Origin of the sequence: Salinimicrobium xinjiangense DSM 19287 (assembly GCF_000423585.1) — a bacterium.
GTDB lineage: Bacteria > Bacteroidota > Bacteroidia > Flavobacteriales > Flavobacteriaceae > Salinimicrobium > Salinimicrobium xinjiangense.
On sequence record NZ_AUIG01000015.1, the window covers coordinates 1 to 16,764 of the forward strand.

At 41.1% G+C, this 16,764-nt stretch carries 14 protein-coding genes; 9 read left to right on the forward strand and 5 right to left on the reverse strand.

Annotated features, from left to right (window positions below; all coding sequences use genetic code 11):
* A partial coding sequence (locus G564_RS18685; protein WP_037373591.1) for an integrase core domain-containing protein occupies positions 1–263 on the forward strand: 263 nt, incomplete at its 5' end.
* A 319-nt stretch (positions 264–582) separates the two neighbouring features.
* On the opposite strand, the gene smpB is transcribed toward G564_RS18685, so the two are convergent.
* A complete protein-coding gene (gene smpB / locus G564_RS0106130; protein ID WP_029036887.1) occupies positions 583–1,038 on the reverse strand; it encodes an SsrA-binding protein SmpB in 456 nt (151 codons plus the stop codon).
* Between the two features lie 122 nt (positions 1,039–1,160).
* On the opposite strand from smpB, the gene G564_RS0106135 reads away from it, so the two are divergent.
* Positions 1,161–1,907, forward strand: coding sequence for a DUF6503 family protein (locus G564_RS0106135; protein ID WP_029036888.1), 747 nt, complete (start codon positions 1,161–1,163; stop codon positions 1,905–1,907).
* A gap of 166 nt (positions 1,908–2,073) precedes the next feature.
* Here G564_RS0106135 and G564_RS0106140 read toward each other — a convergent pair whose 3' ends face one another.
* From G564_RS0106140 to G564_RS0106155, 3 genes are all read right to left on the reverse strand, one after another.
* The gene (locus G564_RS0106140; protein ID WP_029036889.1) at positions 2,074–2,661 is read right to left on the reverse strand and encodes a hypothetical protein; all 588 of its coding nucleotides are present in this window, start codon (positions 2,659–2,661) and stop codon (positions 2,074–2,076) included.
* Positions 2,662–3,114: 453 nt separating this feature from the next.
* On the reverse strand, positions 3,115–4,089 hold the full coding sequence (locus tag G564_RS0106150) for a DUF438 domain-containing protein (RefSeq protein WP_029036890.1): 975 nt from the start codon (positions 4,087–4,089) through the stop codon (positions 3,115–3,117).
* A 617-nt stretch (positions 4,090–4,706) separates the two neighbouring features.
* Positions 4,707–5,183: a glutathione peroxidase gene (locus G564_RS0106155; protein WP_029036891.1), complete on the reverse strand. Its 477-nt coding sequence runs from the start codon at positions 5,181–5,183 to the stop codon at positions 4,707–4,709.
* A 230-nt stretch (positions 5,184–5,413) separates the two neighbouring features.
* On the opposite strand from G564_RS0106155, the gene G564_RS0106160 reads away from it, so the two are divergent.
* The gene (locus G564_RS0106160; protein ID WP_029036892.1) at positions 5,414–6,658 is read left to right on the forward strand and encodes a peptidase U32 family protein; all 1,245 of its coding nucleotides are present in this window, start codon (positions 5,414–5,416) and stop codon (positions 6,656–6,658) included.
* Positions 6,658–6,888, forward strand: a complete 231-nt coding sequence (locus tag G564_RS0106165; protein ID WP_029036893.1) for a ferredoxin — start codon at positions 6,658–6,660, stop codon at positions 6,886–6,888. Before G564_RS0106160 ends, G564_RS0106165 begins: the two co-directional genes overlap by 1 nt.
* 254 nt (positions 6,889–7,142) lie before the next feature.
* On the opposite strand, the gene G564_RS0106170 is transcribed toward G564_RS0106165, so the two are convergent.
* Complete coding sequence (locus G564_RS0106170; protein WP_029036894.1) at positions 7,143–9,827, reverse strand: phosphoenolpyruvate carboxylase; 2,685 nt, start codon at positions 9,825–9,827, stop codon at positions 7,143–7,145.
* A 205-nt stretch (positions 9,828–10,032) separates the two neighbouring features.
* Here G564_RS0106170 and G564_RS0106175 point away from each other — a divergent pair, with 205 nt between their 5' ends.
* The 5 genes from G564_RS0106175 to G564_RS0106195 all read left to right on the forward strand — a co-directional run bounded on the left by G564_RS0106175 (position 10,033) and on the right by G564_RS0106195 (position 16,662).
* A complete protein-coding gene (locus G564_RS0106175) occupies positions 10,033–10,533 on the forward strand; it encodes a cupin domain-containing protein (RefSeq protein ID WP_029036895.1) in 501 nt (166 codons plus the stop codon).
* A gap of 195 nt (positions 10,534–10,728) precedes the next feature.
* On the forward strand, positions 10,729–12,288 hold the full coding sequence (locus tag G564_RS0106180) for a glycogen synthase (RefSeq protein WP_029036896.1): 1,560 nt from the start codon (positions 10,729–10,731) through the stop codon (positions 12,286–12,288).
* Positions 12,289–12,883: 595 nt separating this feature from the next.
* The gene (locus G564_RS0106185) at positions 12,884–14,422 is read left to right on the forward strand and encodes a SulP family inorganic anion transporter (RefSeq protein ID WP_029036897.1); all 1,539 of its coding nucleotides are present in this window, start codon (positions 12,884–12,886) and stop codon (positions 14,420–14,422) included.
* Between the two features lie 14 nt (positions 14,423–14,436).
* Positions 14,437–14,760, forward strand: coding sequence for a TraR/DksA family transcriptional regulator (locus tag G564_RS0106190; protein ID WP_029036898.1), 324 nt, complete (start codon positions 14,437–14,439; stop codon positions 14,758–14,760).
* A 465-nt stretch (positions 14,761–15,225) separates the two neighbouring features.
* Positions 15,226–16,662 (forward strand): hypothetical protein, encoded by a 1,437-nt coding sequence (locus G564_RS0106195; RefSeq protein ID WP_029036899.1) that lies wholly within the window; start codon positions 15,226–15,228, stop codon positions 16,660–16,662.
* Positions 16,663–16,764: the final 102 nt, after the last annotated feature.

Sequence of the window (16,764 nt, forward strand, 5' to 3'; positions counted from 1 at the left end):
AGCCAGGAAAACCTACACAGAATGCTTTCATTGAACGATTCAATGGAAGTTATAGAAGAGGAGTTTTAAATAAATACATTTTTGAAGATCTGGATCAGGTACGAGAACAAACACAGGTATGGATCGATGATTACAATAATCAAAGACCTCACGATGCATTAGGAAAAATGGCTCCAATAGAATATGCAGAATATAATTCTCTATTAGCGACTACAGATAAAACCAAAAACAATAATTTTATATCATCAAGCAGTTCTAATTAGGGGAAGCTTACAAGCATTACAAACCATTGTTGTCCGGAAAAAGAATCTAGACCGCTCCGCTTCTAGAATCTAGAACGAAGACTTTTTCATAAGATACTGAAATTTAATGTTGTGAAAATATGTTTTCATTGGTAGAATATTTGAAATTCAAAGAACTAAAAACCACCCCCTCAGACTAATAGATGAGATCTCTGATCAGCATTAGCGGGCTTTTTCAAAGATTCCTTCTGTTTTCATCGGACAACAATGATTACAAACCTTGAACCTTGAACCATAAACTTTGAACCTTGAACCTTGAACCTTGAACCTGAAACCTGCCCTACTTATACTCCTTCTGAATCCTGTCTAATTTTCGTTTGCTTTCCCGTTCTTTGATCACTTCTCTTTTGTCGTACAGCTTCTTACCTTTTGCAAGTGCGATCTGTAACTTGGCGAGTCCGCGGTCATTGATGAACAGGCGTAGCGGAACAATGGTGAGACCTGAATTCTTCACCTCTTTTTCCAGTTTTTTTAATTCTTTCCGGTTGAGAAGCAGTTTACGGGCATGTTTGGGATCATGATTAAAGTAGGTAGCATGAGAATACTCCTGCACCGTCATGTTGATCACAAAAAGTTCGTTATTAGAGAACTCACAAAAACTTTCGGCTATAGAAGCTTTTCCTTCCCTGATGGCCTTGATCTCAGTACCGGCCAATTTGATCCCCGCAATGTATTTATCGAGGATCTCATATTCAAATTTTGCCTTCCGGTTCTTAATGTTAATGTCGTTCTTCATACTCACAAAAATAACAAGCTTTAGCGAAACAGCATTATTTTTGGGAGATTCTTAAAGGCTGTCGGTAGAATTTCTGTTTCAGTAAAGGAATAAGTACTTTTGCATTCTCTAAATCCCCTGTCATGAAGAAATATTTTTTCCTGTTATTTTGTATCGCTCTAATATCCTGTAACGAAGAAGGTTCCTCTTCTGAAGCCGACAAAATAATCTCTGAAGCCATTGAAAGAGCCGGAGGGGAAAAGTACAAAAAGGCGAATATTGAATTTGAATTCAGGAAAACGCTATATACAAGTAAGCGGAATAACGGGCAATATGAGTTTACCCGTACCATTACAGATTCCACGAATACAACCTATTATGATGTGCTGAATAATGCCGGATTCACGCGCTTTCACGCCAACGAGCAGGTGCCTATTTCAGATTCGCTTGCCGGAGTTTATTCTGAAAGCGTAAATGCAGTACATTATTTTGTCCAGTTGCCTTTCGGGCTAAATGATGATGCGGTGATCAAAGAACTTGTTGGTCAGGACACCATTAATGATAAAATATATCATGAAATTAAGGTCACTTTTAAACAGGAAGGCGGGGGAGTGGACCATGAGGATATTTATATGTACTGGATAGAAAAAGATGAGTACACTGTAGATTACCTAGCTTACCGCTTTTTTGTGAATGATGGCGGAATAAGATTTAGAAAAGCGGTTAATCCCCGTACAGTGAAGGGTATCCGCTTTGTAGATTATGAAAATTATAAGACCGACGAATTATCCATTCCCCTGGAAAATCTTGATGATATGTTCCAAAAAGGGGAATTAACCAAGGTCTCTCAGATTGAGAATGAAATCCTCAAGGTAGAAATTCAGGAATAGGAATAACGTTCAATGTTCAAAGGACCTGTCGGCGTCCAAAGTTTAAAGTTCCCTGTTCCCGGTGCCTTAGGGCTAAAATTAAAACAGGAGCCATCCTTACTTTTCAGATTGCGTCGAATTTGTACTTTAAATTAAAAGAGGCCAAACCAAAACCTTAAACCTTCAGCTAATTTTTAGGGGGCGTGATCATGATATGGGCACGGTGGGTGCCGGGGTCCATGATCCAGGGCATTCCCGGAGTAAAAGGTTTTTCTGGTAATCCGGTAGATTCTGCAGTAGCGTACGGGATGTAGATCACATACCTGAAGTGGCCATCTTTTAACTCGCCGGTTTGCGGATTATAGTTTTCTTCACTGCCCGAAAGTATATAGGTCATTGCGGGAGCATCAGGCAATTGGAGACTACCGTCTTCGGCTTCCTGCCTTCTAATGTCTCTTCTTTCCATTTCAGGTTTTCCCTCTTCGGTCAGTTGGCGACCTCGTGCCATGAATGGCTCCAGTTTTTCTGAATAGCAGGAAACACTTATTCCCTTTTTGGAAGGATCATCGGCAATACATACGAGATAATTAGTTCCCTCTCTTAAAACTACCAGCTCACCTTTATCATTATAGCCATAGACTTTAGTACTTTCCCTTAGTTCTTCGGGTGCAGCAAGAGTCGCTGTTTTTATCTGGATTTCAGCCGGCACCGGCTTCTTTTGTGCAAATAACACAGCCGGAAATATTACTATTAAAACAAAATTGAGAGCTTTCATTTTTTAAAAAATTTAGGATTTTAAGCTGTATAAAGATAAGAAAAAAGCAGCTGAGAATGATGTTAATATAAGTGAGAGCTCATCTAAAAGATCCGGGTAAAGTTCCAGATTATCTCCTGGAGGAGAAAAATGTTCTAACGGAAAAAACAACAGTTTCACGGTAATTCAGTCCACAAAATAATAGTTATTCAGCAGGACTGATTGTTCCTTTATTCGAAAATATCAAAGGAATCCTCAATTCCTGTTTGCATCTTTTTTATTTCACGGATGTTTTTCTTTATTCTGGCTTCCTGTCTTCTGTTGTAGATTAAAAAAATGACGAGGAAAAAGACGGCTATGCATGCAATTCCTGTTAGAATATATTCCATCATTTTCGAATTAGGTTCGTAAAACTAATTCAAAAAGTAATACAGCCATTGCGGAAAACCGTAATGAGCTTTATGATTAACATAATTAATTCCAGTCCAGTAGCCTTTGCTCGCCTTCTATTTTCTTAATTTCTGTAATATCCTGTGACATCTCAATTACTCCGCGGTAATTTTTCTGTTTGTCCCGAACGGCAAAGTACCTGATGTAGATGAGTCGGCCCTTGAAATTGATCCAGAAAGAAGCTTCATTCTTTGTGCCTTTCCTGAATTCTTCCAGGATCTTAAGTACCGTCCCGACACTTTTTGGCGGATGGCAGAATTTTACTTCCCTGCCAATGATCCCGGCACTTCGTGGAAACACTCTTTCTTCCCCACGGTTGTAAAAAATAACCTTATCATTTTCATCAACGTAGGTAAGGTCCAGCGGCATAGTACTTAAAAGCAGGTTCACCTGCTCCACAGTCATATAACCCTCATCATAGTGAGATGCATTTGTGGTATCAAACGAAAGCTCCCGTTTACTGTGGTCCTGCGAAGGGTGAATGTATTCTTCCTCTCTGGTTTCCGGGTAGGCTGCAGGTTCGTCTTTCAGCATCCAGCCAATTTCTTCTTCTCCCTTCCTTACTTTCTTCCAGTCTTCTTCTGAAAGTAATTCCAGCGAATTTGGAAAGAGCACGCTGTCTTCAGTTAATAACAACCTGAAAATACTGCTAACCAGGTACTGCGCATCCAGATTTACTTCAGAAAACTTCCTGTCTTCGATCTTCTTTCTCAATAACCGGAACTGCTCCCTTATAGTGTCGTGAAACGACCACATGTTTTTTGAAGGTCCCGTCCAGCCTTTTTGCTCGAGTACCGGAAACAACTGATTTTCCTTCCGCTCAAACCTTCTCTCTATCTGCTGCAGCTGATTAAAAATATTGTAGAACTTCTGGTTCTCGGTTTCAGGATCTGTTTCCAGCAGTTCCTTTCCCAATCTCTGTATCAGACTTTTTTCTTCGGAATATATATTGACAGGATGCCCCTTAGGTAATGCCGGTTTTTCTGCGATCTCACTCATGGTATAAAATTTTGAGCAAAGAAAGCGGATAACTTTATCCTAAATTATGATTCAGGTCACATACAGGAACTTTAAGCAAATCCCAACTCTGTCAGCGGACTGAAGCAGTACCAACCCTGTCAGCGGTTTTTAACCCTGACAGCGGTTCTGTACAAAAAAAACAAGAGGTGTCAAAAATGACATTTTTGACACCTCTTGTTTTTCAACCCTTTGAGGGTTCAAAACCTTGAAGGGTTAGACACCTCTTTTTTTCCAGATGTTGGCGCGGATTATTAATCCGTGCCGTATATTATCTAATAAAAGTCGCCGAAAGAAACTTTGAGCTTTCGGTTTAAAGCAGCCTCTCATCCTTCTCCATATTTTCTCGCTCCTAACACTGCATCTATCATATGATTAATTCTATGATGTAACTGCAATCGCAAATATGTCGCCCCTCCGGGGCTCTTTTTGGAGGGGGCATTTTCTGATCCCGGCGTTAAAACACCGGGCTACCGATATTTCGCCCCTGGGGCTTTTTTTGCTGTCCGCACAAAATCTTCTACAGTCATATTCCCCGGTAATCCCGCTGTTCAGCGGGGGAGGTACTGACCACTGACCACTGATCACTGATCACTCTTTTAAAGCAACCTCTTAATATCTTCTTCCATATTTTCCGGCTTTGTGATAGGTGCAAATCTTTTTACAGGTTTTCCTTCACGGTCGATCAGGAATTTGGTGAAATTCCACTTGATCTTGCTGCCTAACAGGCCGCCGAGTTCTTTTTTTAAATATTTGAACAGGGGATGAGCGTTTTTCCCATTTACATCCACTTTGGAGAACATTGGAAAAGTCACTCCATAGTTGACCATACAACCTTCAGCAATTGATTTTTCATCTCCCGGCTCCTGCTTTCCAAACTGATTGCAGGGGAACCCGAGCACTACCAATCCCTCATCCTTGTATTCCTTGTAAAGCTTTTCCAGGCCTTCAAATTGTGGTGTAAATCCACATTCTGATGCAGTATTCACAACGAGGACCACCTTTCCTTTATATTCTTCCAGTTGTTTTTCTTTTCCCTGTATGTCCTTTGCTTTAAGCTGATAAAATTCACCCATAAATTTCCTTTTTTGTAAAGGTAGGAGTTTGACTGCAGATTAAAAATAAGGTGCTGATTCCTGATTCTGTAGAATGATATTTTAGTTTCTATTCCGGAAGATGAAAAAGAGGATTGAGGAATTTGTATGACCACGATCATATTTTCTTGCCAAAAATGACATTTTCTTTGCCGCTCATTTCTGCCGGGTGGGAATTTCTGCCGCGGCAGCATAACTATTGATAACAGCTCATGAATAAAAATTCAGAAAAAATGGAATTGATGGCTCCCGCAGGGAATTTTGAATCGCTGCAGGCGGCTTTGGACAATGGTGCTGATTCTGTTTATTTTGGTGTGGAACAGCTGAACATGAGAGCACGGGCCTCTATTAATTTTACAATGGACGATCTTCCTGAAATTGTAAAAAGATGTGAGGAGAAAGGGGTGCGTAGTTATCTCACTTTGAACACCATTGTTTATGATCACGATCTTTCGCTGATTAAGCATTTGCTTTCTGCAGCAAAAGACGCTGGGATCACTGCTGTAATTGCAAGTGACCAGGCGGTGATCGCCTCGGCCCGAAGCATGGGTATTGACGTACACATTTCTACGCAGCTCAACATCACCAATATTGAAACTGTAAAATTTTACAGCCTCTTTGCCGAAACCATGGTTTTGTCGCGGGAGCTGAGTTTAAGACAGGTAAAGAAGATCACAGAGGAGATCCAAAAAGAGCAAATTAAAGGCCCTTCAGGAGAGCTTATAAAGGTGGAGATCTTTGGACACGGAGCGCTTTGTATGGCTGTTTCAGGAAAGTGTTACCTGAGCCTGCACTCCCACAATTCATCGGCCAATCGTGGAGCGTGTAAACAGAACTGCCGTAAAAAATACACCGTTATCGACCAGGAATCCGGTTTTGAGATCGAGATCGACAATGAATACATGATGTCTCCAAAAGACCTTTGTACCATCAACTTTCTTGATGAGGTGATGCAGGCAGGGGTACAGGTATTGAAGATCGAGGGTCGGGGGCGTGCTCCGGAATATGTGGCTACCGTAACCAAAGCTTATCGGGAAGCTATTGATTCCTGGTACGCCGGTAAGTATTCCGAAGAAAAAGTAAATGATTGGATGGAGCGTCTCAGCACAGTCTATAACCGCGGCTTCTGGAGCGGGTATTACCTGGGGCAGAAGATGGGGGAGTGGAGCAAAACTTCCGGCTCCCAGGCTACACAAAAGAAAGTTTATGTGGGCAAGGGAGTGCATTATTTTCCCAAAGCAGGTATAGCCGAATTTAAAATTGAGGCTTACGACATCAAAAAAGGTGACAGAATTCTTATAACAGGGCCAAGTACCGGAGCTCAGGAATTTGAGCTGCAGGAGATGTTTGTGAATGACCTGCTTACCGAAAAAGCCGGAAAAGGGGATAGCTGTACCATCAAGGTCCCTTTTAGGGTGAGACTTTCCGATAAGCTTTATAAAATGGTGGAAGCTTAATGGTAGTAGTGACCTTGCAGCGGAACAAGTGCATTGGATGCAACTATTGTGTCGAACTGGCGCCGGGGCAATTCCAGATGTCCAAAAAGGACGGAAAAAGCGTGCTTTTAAAGTCGGTAGATCGTAAAGGCTTCCACACGCTAAAAGCGGCAGATCATTCCATACACGAACCTTGCGAAGCCGCAGCAAAAGCCTGTCCCGTCAAGATCATTTCAGTAAAGGAGATATAAATAACAGCGAGTTTTTCGATTTTCTTCTATCTTCTGGTTCCAGTATATATTTTCTTAATTCAGTATTGTTCATTTTTTTTACTGGGCATCCCTCTCCCTACGGTCGTCGGATGCAGGCAGAACGAACCAAAAAGATAATTCACAAGAGAAGTTCTATTAAAACTGATATGACACGATTTGCCATCACCGCAAAAAATTCGGGGTATTCAAAAAATATTAAAGATTGGAATTTGGTGCTTGAAAATTGTGTTTTGTTAGCCGGTATTCTTCAATCCGCTGGCTAGAGCAGTAGTGATTTGCAGGAGATGGGTTACCAGTTTCTCATCCCCGGCACTGCCTTTAATCCTTCTCCATTCCTCCAAATTCTTAATTTGTAGGCGGTGAAGGGAGATCAAAGCATCATTTCTGCGGTTTAGGTTGTCGAGCAGGCTCTGCCTTCTTTCTACGCGGCTTTCTTCAAACATGGCTCCCACTTCCTCAAGACTTTTTTGGTGTTCGGCTTTAATGATCTCTGTTATTTCACTTCTCACCTTTTCATCTTTTACCAGCAAGGCATAAGCGTCCATCACAGCCGGTTCTGCATTCATGAGGTTTGTTTCCACCTGAATTAAAACATACCTTAAGAAAGGCCACTCCTGGGATACTGCCTTAAGCTGTGCATATTTTTCGGGATCTTGAGACTTTAAGTTTTGCAAAGCAGACCCGATTCCAAACCAGCCTGTAATGTTGAACCTGGATTGATTCCAGCTAAAGACCCATGGAATTGCCCTAAGATCGTTAAGTGTCCTTGTGCCGGTACGTCTTGCCGGCCTGGATCCTATTTTACTGAGTTCAAGCACATCTATAGGCGTGGCTTCCCCATAGAAGTTAAGAAAGGAGGGGTGTCCTACCAGTTCTTCATATTTTTCCCTGGAGTTTTCTGCCACTTGTCTTAATGTTTCAATAGGATATCCCTTCCTGTTTTTTGGATGAAGACGGTACCCGGTTTGCAGTGCACTACCTGAAAGCAGCATTTCCAGGTTATAGGTGGCAGTGAGCCTGTTTGCAAATTGCTGGGCAATTGTTTCTCCCTGTACGGTAAGTTTCATTTCGCCACTCATACTTCCCGCGGGCATGCTTTCCAGGAAACGGTGGTATTTCCCGCCACCGCGACTTATAGTACCACCAATACCGTGGAAGAATCTTAGTTCCGTTCCAAGTCTGTCTGCCATTTCGGTGAGCGTTTTTTCGGCTCTGTAAATATTCCACCGGCTGGCAATAATGCCCCCATCTTTATTACTGTCACTATAGCCCAGCATTACTTCCTGCGGGTGTCCTTTTTCACGGTAATAAGCCGGATGTGTAATAAAGCTTTCCAAAATATCTCCGGAAGCAATAAGGTCATCAATGGTTTCAAACAACGGAACCACCTGGAAGTTGCGCCTGTCAATTCCCACCTCCCTAAAAAAGAGGTAGACTACCAGAAGATCACTTAGCTGTCGCGTCATACTTACAATGAAAGAACCCACTCCCCGAGGACCATATTTTTCTGTATGCTTTTTAACCACTTTATAGCAGTCCAGTACCTGATCTGCTTCGGGTCCAAAAGATCTGCCTGAGATGGCAAAGGGACGGTCGCTCTTCAATTCTTCAGAAATAAATTTAACGCGATCTTCCTCACTCCAGGTTCTAAAGGCCGGCTTATCGGGAAAAGCAATTTTCAGGATCTGTTCCAAAGCTTTATCATGGAATTCACTGTTTTGTCTAATGTCCAGCCTGGCCAGATGGAATCCGAAGGTCGAAATCATTCTTTCTACAGGAAATAAAAGATCTTCTACAATACGGTTCGCACCTACAGCCAGCAAACTAACTTTTAAAATATTAAGATCCTGCATAAGATCCTCAGGACCGGCGTAATAGATTTGTTCCTGCTCAGAATTGCCGCGTGTATGTTCTAGTTGCAGAATTATAAGGCTTACAAACTGTCGCCAGGGCTCAAATGGATTTCGTTCAAGAGCTTTCTTAGCTTCCTCCCCCAGCTCCACAGTTTTCTTTTCAATAGCTTCCTGCAGTTGCGGAGAGACTTTATTACTCATACCCGAAAAACTCATGTCGGCAGCAAGCTCATTCAGTTGGTCAAGAACGAGATCAAGTGAAGTTTTGCGATGTTCCATCAAAGTAGACTTTGTAACCGAAGCGGTAACATATGGATGTCCATCCCTGTCTCCACCAACCCAGGTGCCAAATTCTAATCCGGGGAATTGCAGGTTTTTCGGATTAAAACCCATATGGATCCAGCTCTGTTTGAACTGACTGTCGATCTTTTTTAATGCCTGCGGAAAAACCTTGCTTAAGTAATGGATCACATTTCTTCGCTCCATTTCCACGGTGGGCTTTTTGAGATAGACTTCCCCGGTTCGCCACCACCTTTCCAGAAGGGTTTTGATATCTTCGGCTATCACATTTCTTTCAGTAAAAGAATAGGAAGTATTCTCCAGCTTTATAAGGTTAAGATAGATTTCTCTGTGCAATTCCAGGATTGAAATTCTTTTGGTCTCGGTAGGGTGAGCAGTGAGTACAGGAATGAGTTTAACTTTGGAGATGATCTCCTGCATTTGATGCTCATTTAATCCCTGTTCTTTCCATCGGTGAAAAGTTTCGCTCCAGGAACCTCTTATGGCTTGCATCCCCTTACTATCAGTCAATCTTCTTCGGTATTGTACTGCGGCATTCTCCTCAACCAGATTCATAAGCTGCAGGTAAATACTCAGAACCTGAATTTGCTTCTCTTCCAGTTCAGGATTAATGGATAAGGAGTCTTTTAAATCTTCATGTCTGGTAAGGAGACCTGCGAGTTCATGCTCGCCCAGATCTTTTAGCACTTGCTGAAAACAGGAGGTAAGAAACTGCATGTCCTGCTCAATTTTAGAATATGCTTTACTGGTAATTACTTCTTTCATTTTACTGTTATTTGTGCCGGGAAAAATTCTTCAGCTTAAATTTACGGAATTATAGGTGATCTCAAGCGGGTCTGCACCTGTATTTACGTGTATTTACTGGGCTCAAACGTTATAGGTTGAAAAATAATTTCATAATAATTTCCGAAAACCTTATCGCTTTACACGAAGATTTTCTAACTTAATTGGAAAGCCTAAATATGCTATAATGGAGGTGCAGACATTTTATTTTGCGGATGACAGAAGGATCCCGAACAGCAAGTTTCCTGTATTGAGATATAAAGAATGTTTTTCGGAAAGAGGAGAGGCAGGTGCAGCATGGCTGGAGAAGAAGTTTGCTGAAAACGACTGGAAGAACTCCTGGAGAAACGGAGTATTTGATTATCATCACTATCACAGCAATACACATGAAGTGCTTGGAGTATATAACGGCTCTGCTTTGTTGCAGCTGGGTGGTGAAAAAGGGCAAAAAATAAGGGTCTCTGCAGGTGATGTTATTGTAATACCTGCCGGAGTGGCCCATAAGAATCTTGAAAGCGAAGACTTTGCAGTTGTTGGCGCTTATCCTCAGGGAAGATCACACGATATGAACACGGGAAAAAAAGATGAGAGACCGGAAGCAGATAAGAATATTGCAGCCGTTCCCATTCCTATAAACGATCCCTTGGAAGGTGCAACAGGAGATTTAAAAAGATTATGGAGCCTTTAATTGCTTTTTTCGGTTTAATTAGAAATTAAGAGAATTTGGGAATCTCAATTAGTCTTTTCTGGAAAATAAGGATCACTAAAACGTTTGAAGGCATACTTTTTTAATACCAATTTAACCTTTTGATATGCTGTTAGTTATGCTTATAAAAGTTATTTTCGCTCATTGCTTAAGTTGTAAATTTTAATTAATTTATCTATGAATAATTTCCTTTTCGTTGCTTCAGAAAATGATGCTATTGCCAATTGCAAAGTTGGAGGGGTTGGTGATGTTATACGGGATGTGCCAAAACAGATATCTGAACGCGGAGATCGGGTTCATGTTGTAGTGCCATCATATTCCAGGCTGCACGAAAATGGTACCTTAAAAGCTACACTTAATCTTGAATTGCGCGGAATATCCTATACTGCTCATCTTTATGAAGTACCCGCAAAAGAGAAGGATGAAAATATTACTCACTATGTGATCCATCATCCCGAAATTGAAATGGGTAATCTGGGTGGGATCTATCACCACGATCCTTTTGAACCCTTTTTCAGTGATGTTATCAAATACACAATTTTCTGTACAGCTGTTGCCGAAGCCATTAAACAAAAACATTTTGGGAAACTTGATATAATCCACCTGCATGACTGGCACTCCAGTATGCTGTTGTTCCTTAAGAATTATCATCCGCAGTACACTTGTCTTAAAAAGAACAGATTTGTTTATTGTATTCATAATTTAGCTTTGCAGGGAATACGTCCGTTTGACGACAATTATTCCTCATTGCACACCTGGTTTCCAAATCTGGAATTCGATCGTGAGGCTTTAAAAGATCCACGTTACCCGGACTGTTTTAACCTTATGGCTATTGGTATCAGGTTTGCCGATGCTGTTCATACTGTTTCTCCTTCTTATAAACAAGACGTATTGCTACCCAGTGATGCGCCCGAATTTATTGGAGGAGAAGGGCTTGAAAATGATCTTCGCCAGGCAGATAAGGAAGGGCGCTTCCACGGAATTCTCAATGGATCTGATTATCGGCCTGAAACCCTGGTGAAAAAAGGACGTTTATTTCCAAATATTGCCACAGCTATTTTCAAACAGCTTCAAAGGGAACAGGACTGGGAAAAATCTGCTTTTTTAGCTCATACAGGAGAGAAAGTTGTGCCTTTCCTAAAGAAAAAACCAAACTTCATTTGTGCCAGTGTAGCCCGACTTACCGAGCAGAAATTCTATTTCTTTAAACGTTCTCCCGAAGCCTTACTGGAAATCCTGGACAGGCTGGAAGAAGTGAACGGAATTTATGTGCTTTTGGGTACAGGAGCAGCAGATTATGAAATCTTACTCAGAGAAATAAGCTACCAAAGGAAGAACTTTATTTTTATAAATACACAGTGTGAGCAGGTGGTGAATTCTATTTACCGCGATTCTGACCTGTATTTTATGCCCAGTCTTTTCGAGCCTTGTGGTATTAGTCAGATGCTGGCCATGCGTAATGGACAACCCTGTCTTGTACACCATACCGGCGGACTAAAAGATACGGTACAGCATGTACATACTGGTTTTGCTTTTGATGGTAAGACTTATGACGAAAAGGTTTACAATATGGTAGAAAGCTTCAAAGAAGCCCTTTACTTCTTTGAAAATGACAAACCTGTTTGGAAGCAGATCAGTTCAAATGCCCGTAGGATGAGGTTTACCTGGAAAAAATCTGTGGATGAATATTACAAGCTTCTGTACACCTTCAATCCGGCTGACGTGAGAGTGGCTTAGAATTCAGTGGTCGGTGTGCAGTGGTCGGTGATCAGTGATCAGGAAGGAGTAGGCAGTTCACAGTACCTCCCCCGCTGAACAGCGGGACTACCGTGCAGTATGACTTTAGGTAACTGGGAGCGGAGCGGTCTAGATTCTTTTTCCGGACAATAATGAATAATAATATCAGAGTGATCAGGAAATTAGAAGGTAAGTTTTAGAATTATAAAGGAGCAATATTCAAGCACCAAAATCAAAATTCCAATACTTCGGATTAGTATTCGGAAGTAAAAAATATGAGTAGTAGTCCGGTCTTTCTGCTAAAAGAACAATTATACCTTATTCAAAAAATATTTAAGAGTTAAGAACAATCCCAGAGTGGCTAATTTCTAACGAAAACCTTTGAGAGAAAGATTAGCAACAAAACGGGCTAATCTTTCTCTTTTTCTTTTTTGTCAGTACCTAAAAAAGTCTACTTTTGCCGGCTCTTATGACAAGCATAAACAAAATATCCGTTTCGCCGGTTACTCCGCCCTGAGATAAAATTCCTTCTCGCTTTCCTCCCTTTTTCTATTGGGAGCACTCTCTATTATTAATATTTTTCAATACCATTTAGATGAAAAAGATCTTTAATCTCTTTGACTTTTCACAAAAAGTTGATTATAAAATTGAAATCCTTGCCGGACTCACCGTAGCCCTGGCTTTAATTCCCGAAGCTGTGGCTTTTGCTATGATCGCCGGACTTTCACCCCTGACCGGAATATATGCCGCCTTTGTTATGTGTCTTGTGACCTCTATTCTGGGTGGGCGTCCAGGAATGATCTCGGGAGCAACCGGAGCCGTCGCTGTTGTAATTGTTGCCCTGGCAGTTTCTCATGGTCCCGAATATGTTTTTGCAACAGTTATTCTTGCGGGACTTATACAAATATTGGCCGGGGTTTTAAGGCTGGGAAAACTTATAAGACTTGTACCTCATTCTGTGATCTTTGGGTTCGTGAATGGTCTTGCGATCATCATTTTTATGTCTCAGCTGGACCAGTTTAAAACAGTTAATGAAGCCGGGGAACTGGTTTGGATGACAGGACAAAATCTCTATATTTTACTCGGACTGGTATTACTCACCATGTTGATCATTTGGGGATTACCAAAGCTTACCAAGGTATTTCCATCTTCCCTTGCTGCCATTCTGGTGGTGTTTGGTATTGTTGCTTTTTTAGGAATAGATACTAAAACAGTAGGCGATATTGCTTCAATACAGGGAGGGTTTCCACCTTTTCATATTCCCATGGTTCCCTTTACCTGGGAGACAATTGCTTTAATTTTTCCGTATGCTGCGATCATGGCAGGAGTAGGGCTTATTGAGAGTTTACTTACTTTAAATATTCTGGATGAGATCACAGAGACAAGGGGGCGGGGAAATAAAGAGTGTGTTGCACAGGGTTCTGGTAATATATTGTCGGGACTTTTCTCCGGAATGGGAGGTTGTGCGATGCTTGGTCAAAGTTTGATCAACGTTTCTTCAGGTGCACGGGCCAGGCTTTCGGGAATTGTAGCTGCCGTTATGCTGCTTATCTTTGTCATGTTTGCTGCAGATATCATTGAACTTTTACCTATGGCTGCGCTTACCGGGCTGATGATCATGGTTGCTGTGGGTACTTTTGAGTGGGCGAGTTTAAGAACCTTCCGCAGAATGCCTAAAAGTGATGTTCTGGTAATGGTACTGGTGACCTTCGTTACCGTTATCCTTCACAACCTTGCACTTGCAGTTCTTGTTGGGGTGATCATTTCTGCTCTTGTTTTTGCCTGGGATAATGCAAAAAGAATTAGAGCACGTAAGCATATTGATGACAAAGGAGTGAAGCACTACGAGATCTACGGACCTCTTTTCTTCGGAAGTGTTGCGGCATTTAATGAAAAATTCGATGTGCTTGGGGACCCCGATGAAGTAGTGATCGACTTTTCTGAAAGCAGGGTGGTCGACATGTCGGGCATTGAGGCTCTAAATAAACTCACGGAGCGTTACATGAAGCAGGGAAAAAAATTGCATCTTAGACATTTGAGTCGTGACTGTCGCCAGCTGCTTCAAAATGCCGACGAGATCATCGAAGTAAATATTCTAGAGGATCCAACGTACAAAGTGGTGGTTGACAGGTAAGTAATTCATTTCACATGAATAAAGCCGAATTTAAACAAAGAGTAACCGAGCAGATCGAAAAGCAGGAAAAATCGGTTACTCTTTACAGATCAATGTCTGGTCCCGTTTCACCTGATAATGCTATTGGAAGGGTTTCCAGAATGGATGCCATTAACAACAAAAGTGTAGTGAATGCTGCTTTGTTAAAGGCCGAAGAACGCCTGGAAAAACTACGTCTTATTCTGGGCCGGCTGGATGATCCCGATTTTGGAAAATGCAGGAAGTGTAAACAACCAATTCCTGAAGGCAGGTTACTTATAATGCCAGAGAGTACCCTCTGTGTAAGATGTGCTTCTTAAATTTGAAAAAATAATCTGAAGGAAATTTTTTACGAAAAAAGAAGATATACAAGTACAAGACTAACAAAGAATATTAACATCCACATCCTTTCCGAAATTTTTTCAAGTATTTTCATAATGTAATTTTTGAGGATAAAATTTATGAAAATAAAAATAAATATTAGCTTTTCTTCGGTATATGATGCTGATCATCAAAATGAAATTTTCCTTTTTTGAAATAAAAAACGAGGTTCAGTGAAGCTTTTTAATTAGTGTGCCTGTAAACATTGTAATGCGCAGGAAGTTTTTGGTAGCTATAACTCCCGATTAAAGTTATTGTAATTTAACTCTTAAGTTGGCTAAGAAATTCCTTGATTAAACATCTTAGAAAGAATAAGATTTTGGTAAGGAACTTAGGTAAAAGTTGCCCTAGCCAGAAAAATATACTTAAATTCAGGTGCGAAAACTGAATTTGAAAATTTAGCCATGAAATTTAGAGAGAGAGAGGATAAGGAATTTGATCCGGTTCCATCGATAAAAAGTAAAGCCTTAAGAATAAATCTTAACGAGCAAATATATGGAACTTTTGCCGAAATTGGTGCGGGCCAGGAAACGGTTCGTAATTTCTTCCGGGCCGGTGGAGCTTCAGGAACCATTGCAAAGACAATGAGTGCCTATGATAAAGACTTTAGTGATGCTATATACGGGATCGAAAAAGATGCCCGTTATGTTACAGAGGCAAGATTAAAGAGCATGCTCCGCTATGAAACAGATCTTATTGAGCAAAGGATCTCCAGGGAAAAACATCCCGATAAACTTTTTTTCAGCTACGCCAATACTGTTGCAACCATAGATTATGCTAAAAAGTACAAAGGACATGGCTGGCTGGGAATCCGCTTCCAGACTCAGCCGCGGGAGGAATTCAGCGAGATCATTATCCACGTTCAGTTCCACGAGAACAACGCGGCCCTTCAGCAAATAAGCCTGGGTACCATGGGTACTAATTTGATCTACGGAGCTTTTTACGAATACGACGATCCAAAAATCCTTCTACAGCACCTGTATGATCATCTTAACAGTGACCAGATCGAAATAGATATGATCAATTTTACAGGACCTGTTTTTAAAGATGTCGATAACCGGTTGATGAGTTTGCAGCTCGTGAAAAACGGAATGACCCAGGCAGTAATGTTTGAGCCTTCGGGAAATAATGTTCTTCCGGCAAATGAACTGTACAAAAAGAACATTCTTACCCTTCGGGGAAGCTACAGGCCGGTGACGAAGGTCAATATGAACATGTACGAACAATCCCTGGAACTTTTTCTAAATGAGAAAAAGGTAAATGCCGAAAAGACTAAAGTGATCTTTGAGATCACGCTTTCGAATCTGCGGTCTGAAGGCGATATCGACGAGAAGGATTTCCTGGACCGGGCAGATCTTCTGGGTTCTTTAGGGCAAAGGGTTATGATCTCCAATTTTCAGGAGTATTATAAGGTAGTGGAATATTTTTCCCAGTTTACGGCCGAAAGAATGGGACTTACAATGGGAATAAACACATTTCTGGCCCTTTTTGATGAGAAGTACTACCGGCACCTCAGCGGAGGAATATTAGAGGCCTTTGGTAAACTATTCTTCCGGGATCTAAAGATCTACCTGCATCCTATGAAAGATCCGGAAACAGGAGAGATCATCACCAGTGAGAACCTTAAGGTGCATCCCCGAATGAAAGAATTATACAAGTTCTTTAAAGACAATGGCAGGGTAGTAGATATTACCAATTACAATCCTGAAATTCTCGATATTTTCTCCCGTGAAGTTTATCAAATGATAACAGACGGAAAGTCTGGTTGGGAAGAAATGCTGCCACCCAGGACCACAGAAATGATAAAGGAGAAAAGATTATTCATGCCAAAAGAAGCATGAAAATAAAGTTTTAAAAATAGCATTTATTGAGACTTGTCTTCCGGAGGTTTCCACTCCTGTTCCAATAAGGGATTTAAATCTTAAATTACTCTTATAATCTGT

Coding starts and splice junctions, on each gene's coding strand:
- G564_RS0106140 (WP_029036889.1), bottom strand. CDS start 2,661: ATGAAAGCTCTCAATTTTGTTTTAATAGTAATATTTCCGGCTGTGTTA.
- G564_RS0106165 (WP_029036893.1), top strand. CDS start 6,658: ATGGTAGTAGTGACCTTGCAGCGGAACAAGTGCATTGGATGCAACTAT.
- G564_RS0106160 (WP_029036892.1), top strand. CDS start 5,414: ATGAATAAAAATTCAGAAAAAATGGAATTGATGGCTCCCGCAGGGAAT.
- G564_RS0106180 (WP_029036896.1), top strand. CDS start 10,729: ATGAATAATTTCCTTTTCGTTGCTTCAGAAAATGATGCTATTGCCAAT.
- G564_RS0106135 (WP_029036888.1), top strand. CDS start 1,161: ATGAAGAAATATTTTTTCCTGTTATTTTGTATCGCTCTAATATCCTGT.
- smpB (WP_029036887.1), bottom strand. CDS start 1,038: ATGAAGAACGACATTAACATTAAGAACCGGAAGGCAAAATTTGAATAT.
- G564_RS0106185 (WP_029036897.1), top strand. CDS start 12,884: ATGAAAAAGATCTTTAATCTCTTTGACTTTTCACAAAAAGTTGATTAT.
- G564_RS0106190 (WP_029036898.1), top strand. CDS start 14,437: ATGAATAAAGCCGAATTTAAACAAAGAGTAACCGAGCAGATCGAAAAG.
- G564_RS0106175 (WP_029036895.1), top strand. CDS start 10,033: ATGGAGGTGCAGACATTTTATTTTGCGGATGACAGAAGGATCCCGAAC.
- G564_RS0106170 (WP_029036894.1), bottom strand. CDS start 9,827: ATGAAAGAAGTAATTACCAGTAAAGCATATTCTAAAATTGAGCAGGAC.
- G564_RS0106195 (WP_029036899.1), top strand. CDS start 15,226: ATGAAATTTAGAGAGAGAGAGGATAAGGAATTTGATCCGGTTCCATCG.
- G564_RS0106150 (WP_029036890.1), bottom strand. CDS start 4,089: ATGAGTGAGATCGCAGAAAAACCGGCATTACCTAAGGGGCATCCTGTC.
- G564_RS0106155 (WP_029036891.1), bottom strand. CDS start 5,183: ATGGGTGAATTTTATCAGCTTAAAGCAAAGGACATACAGGGAAAAGAA.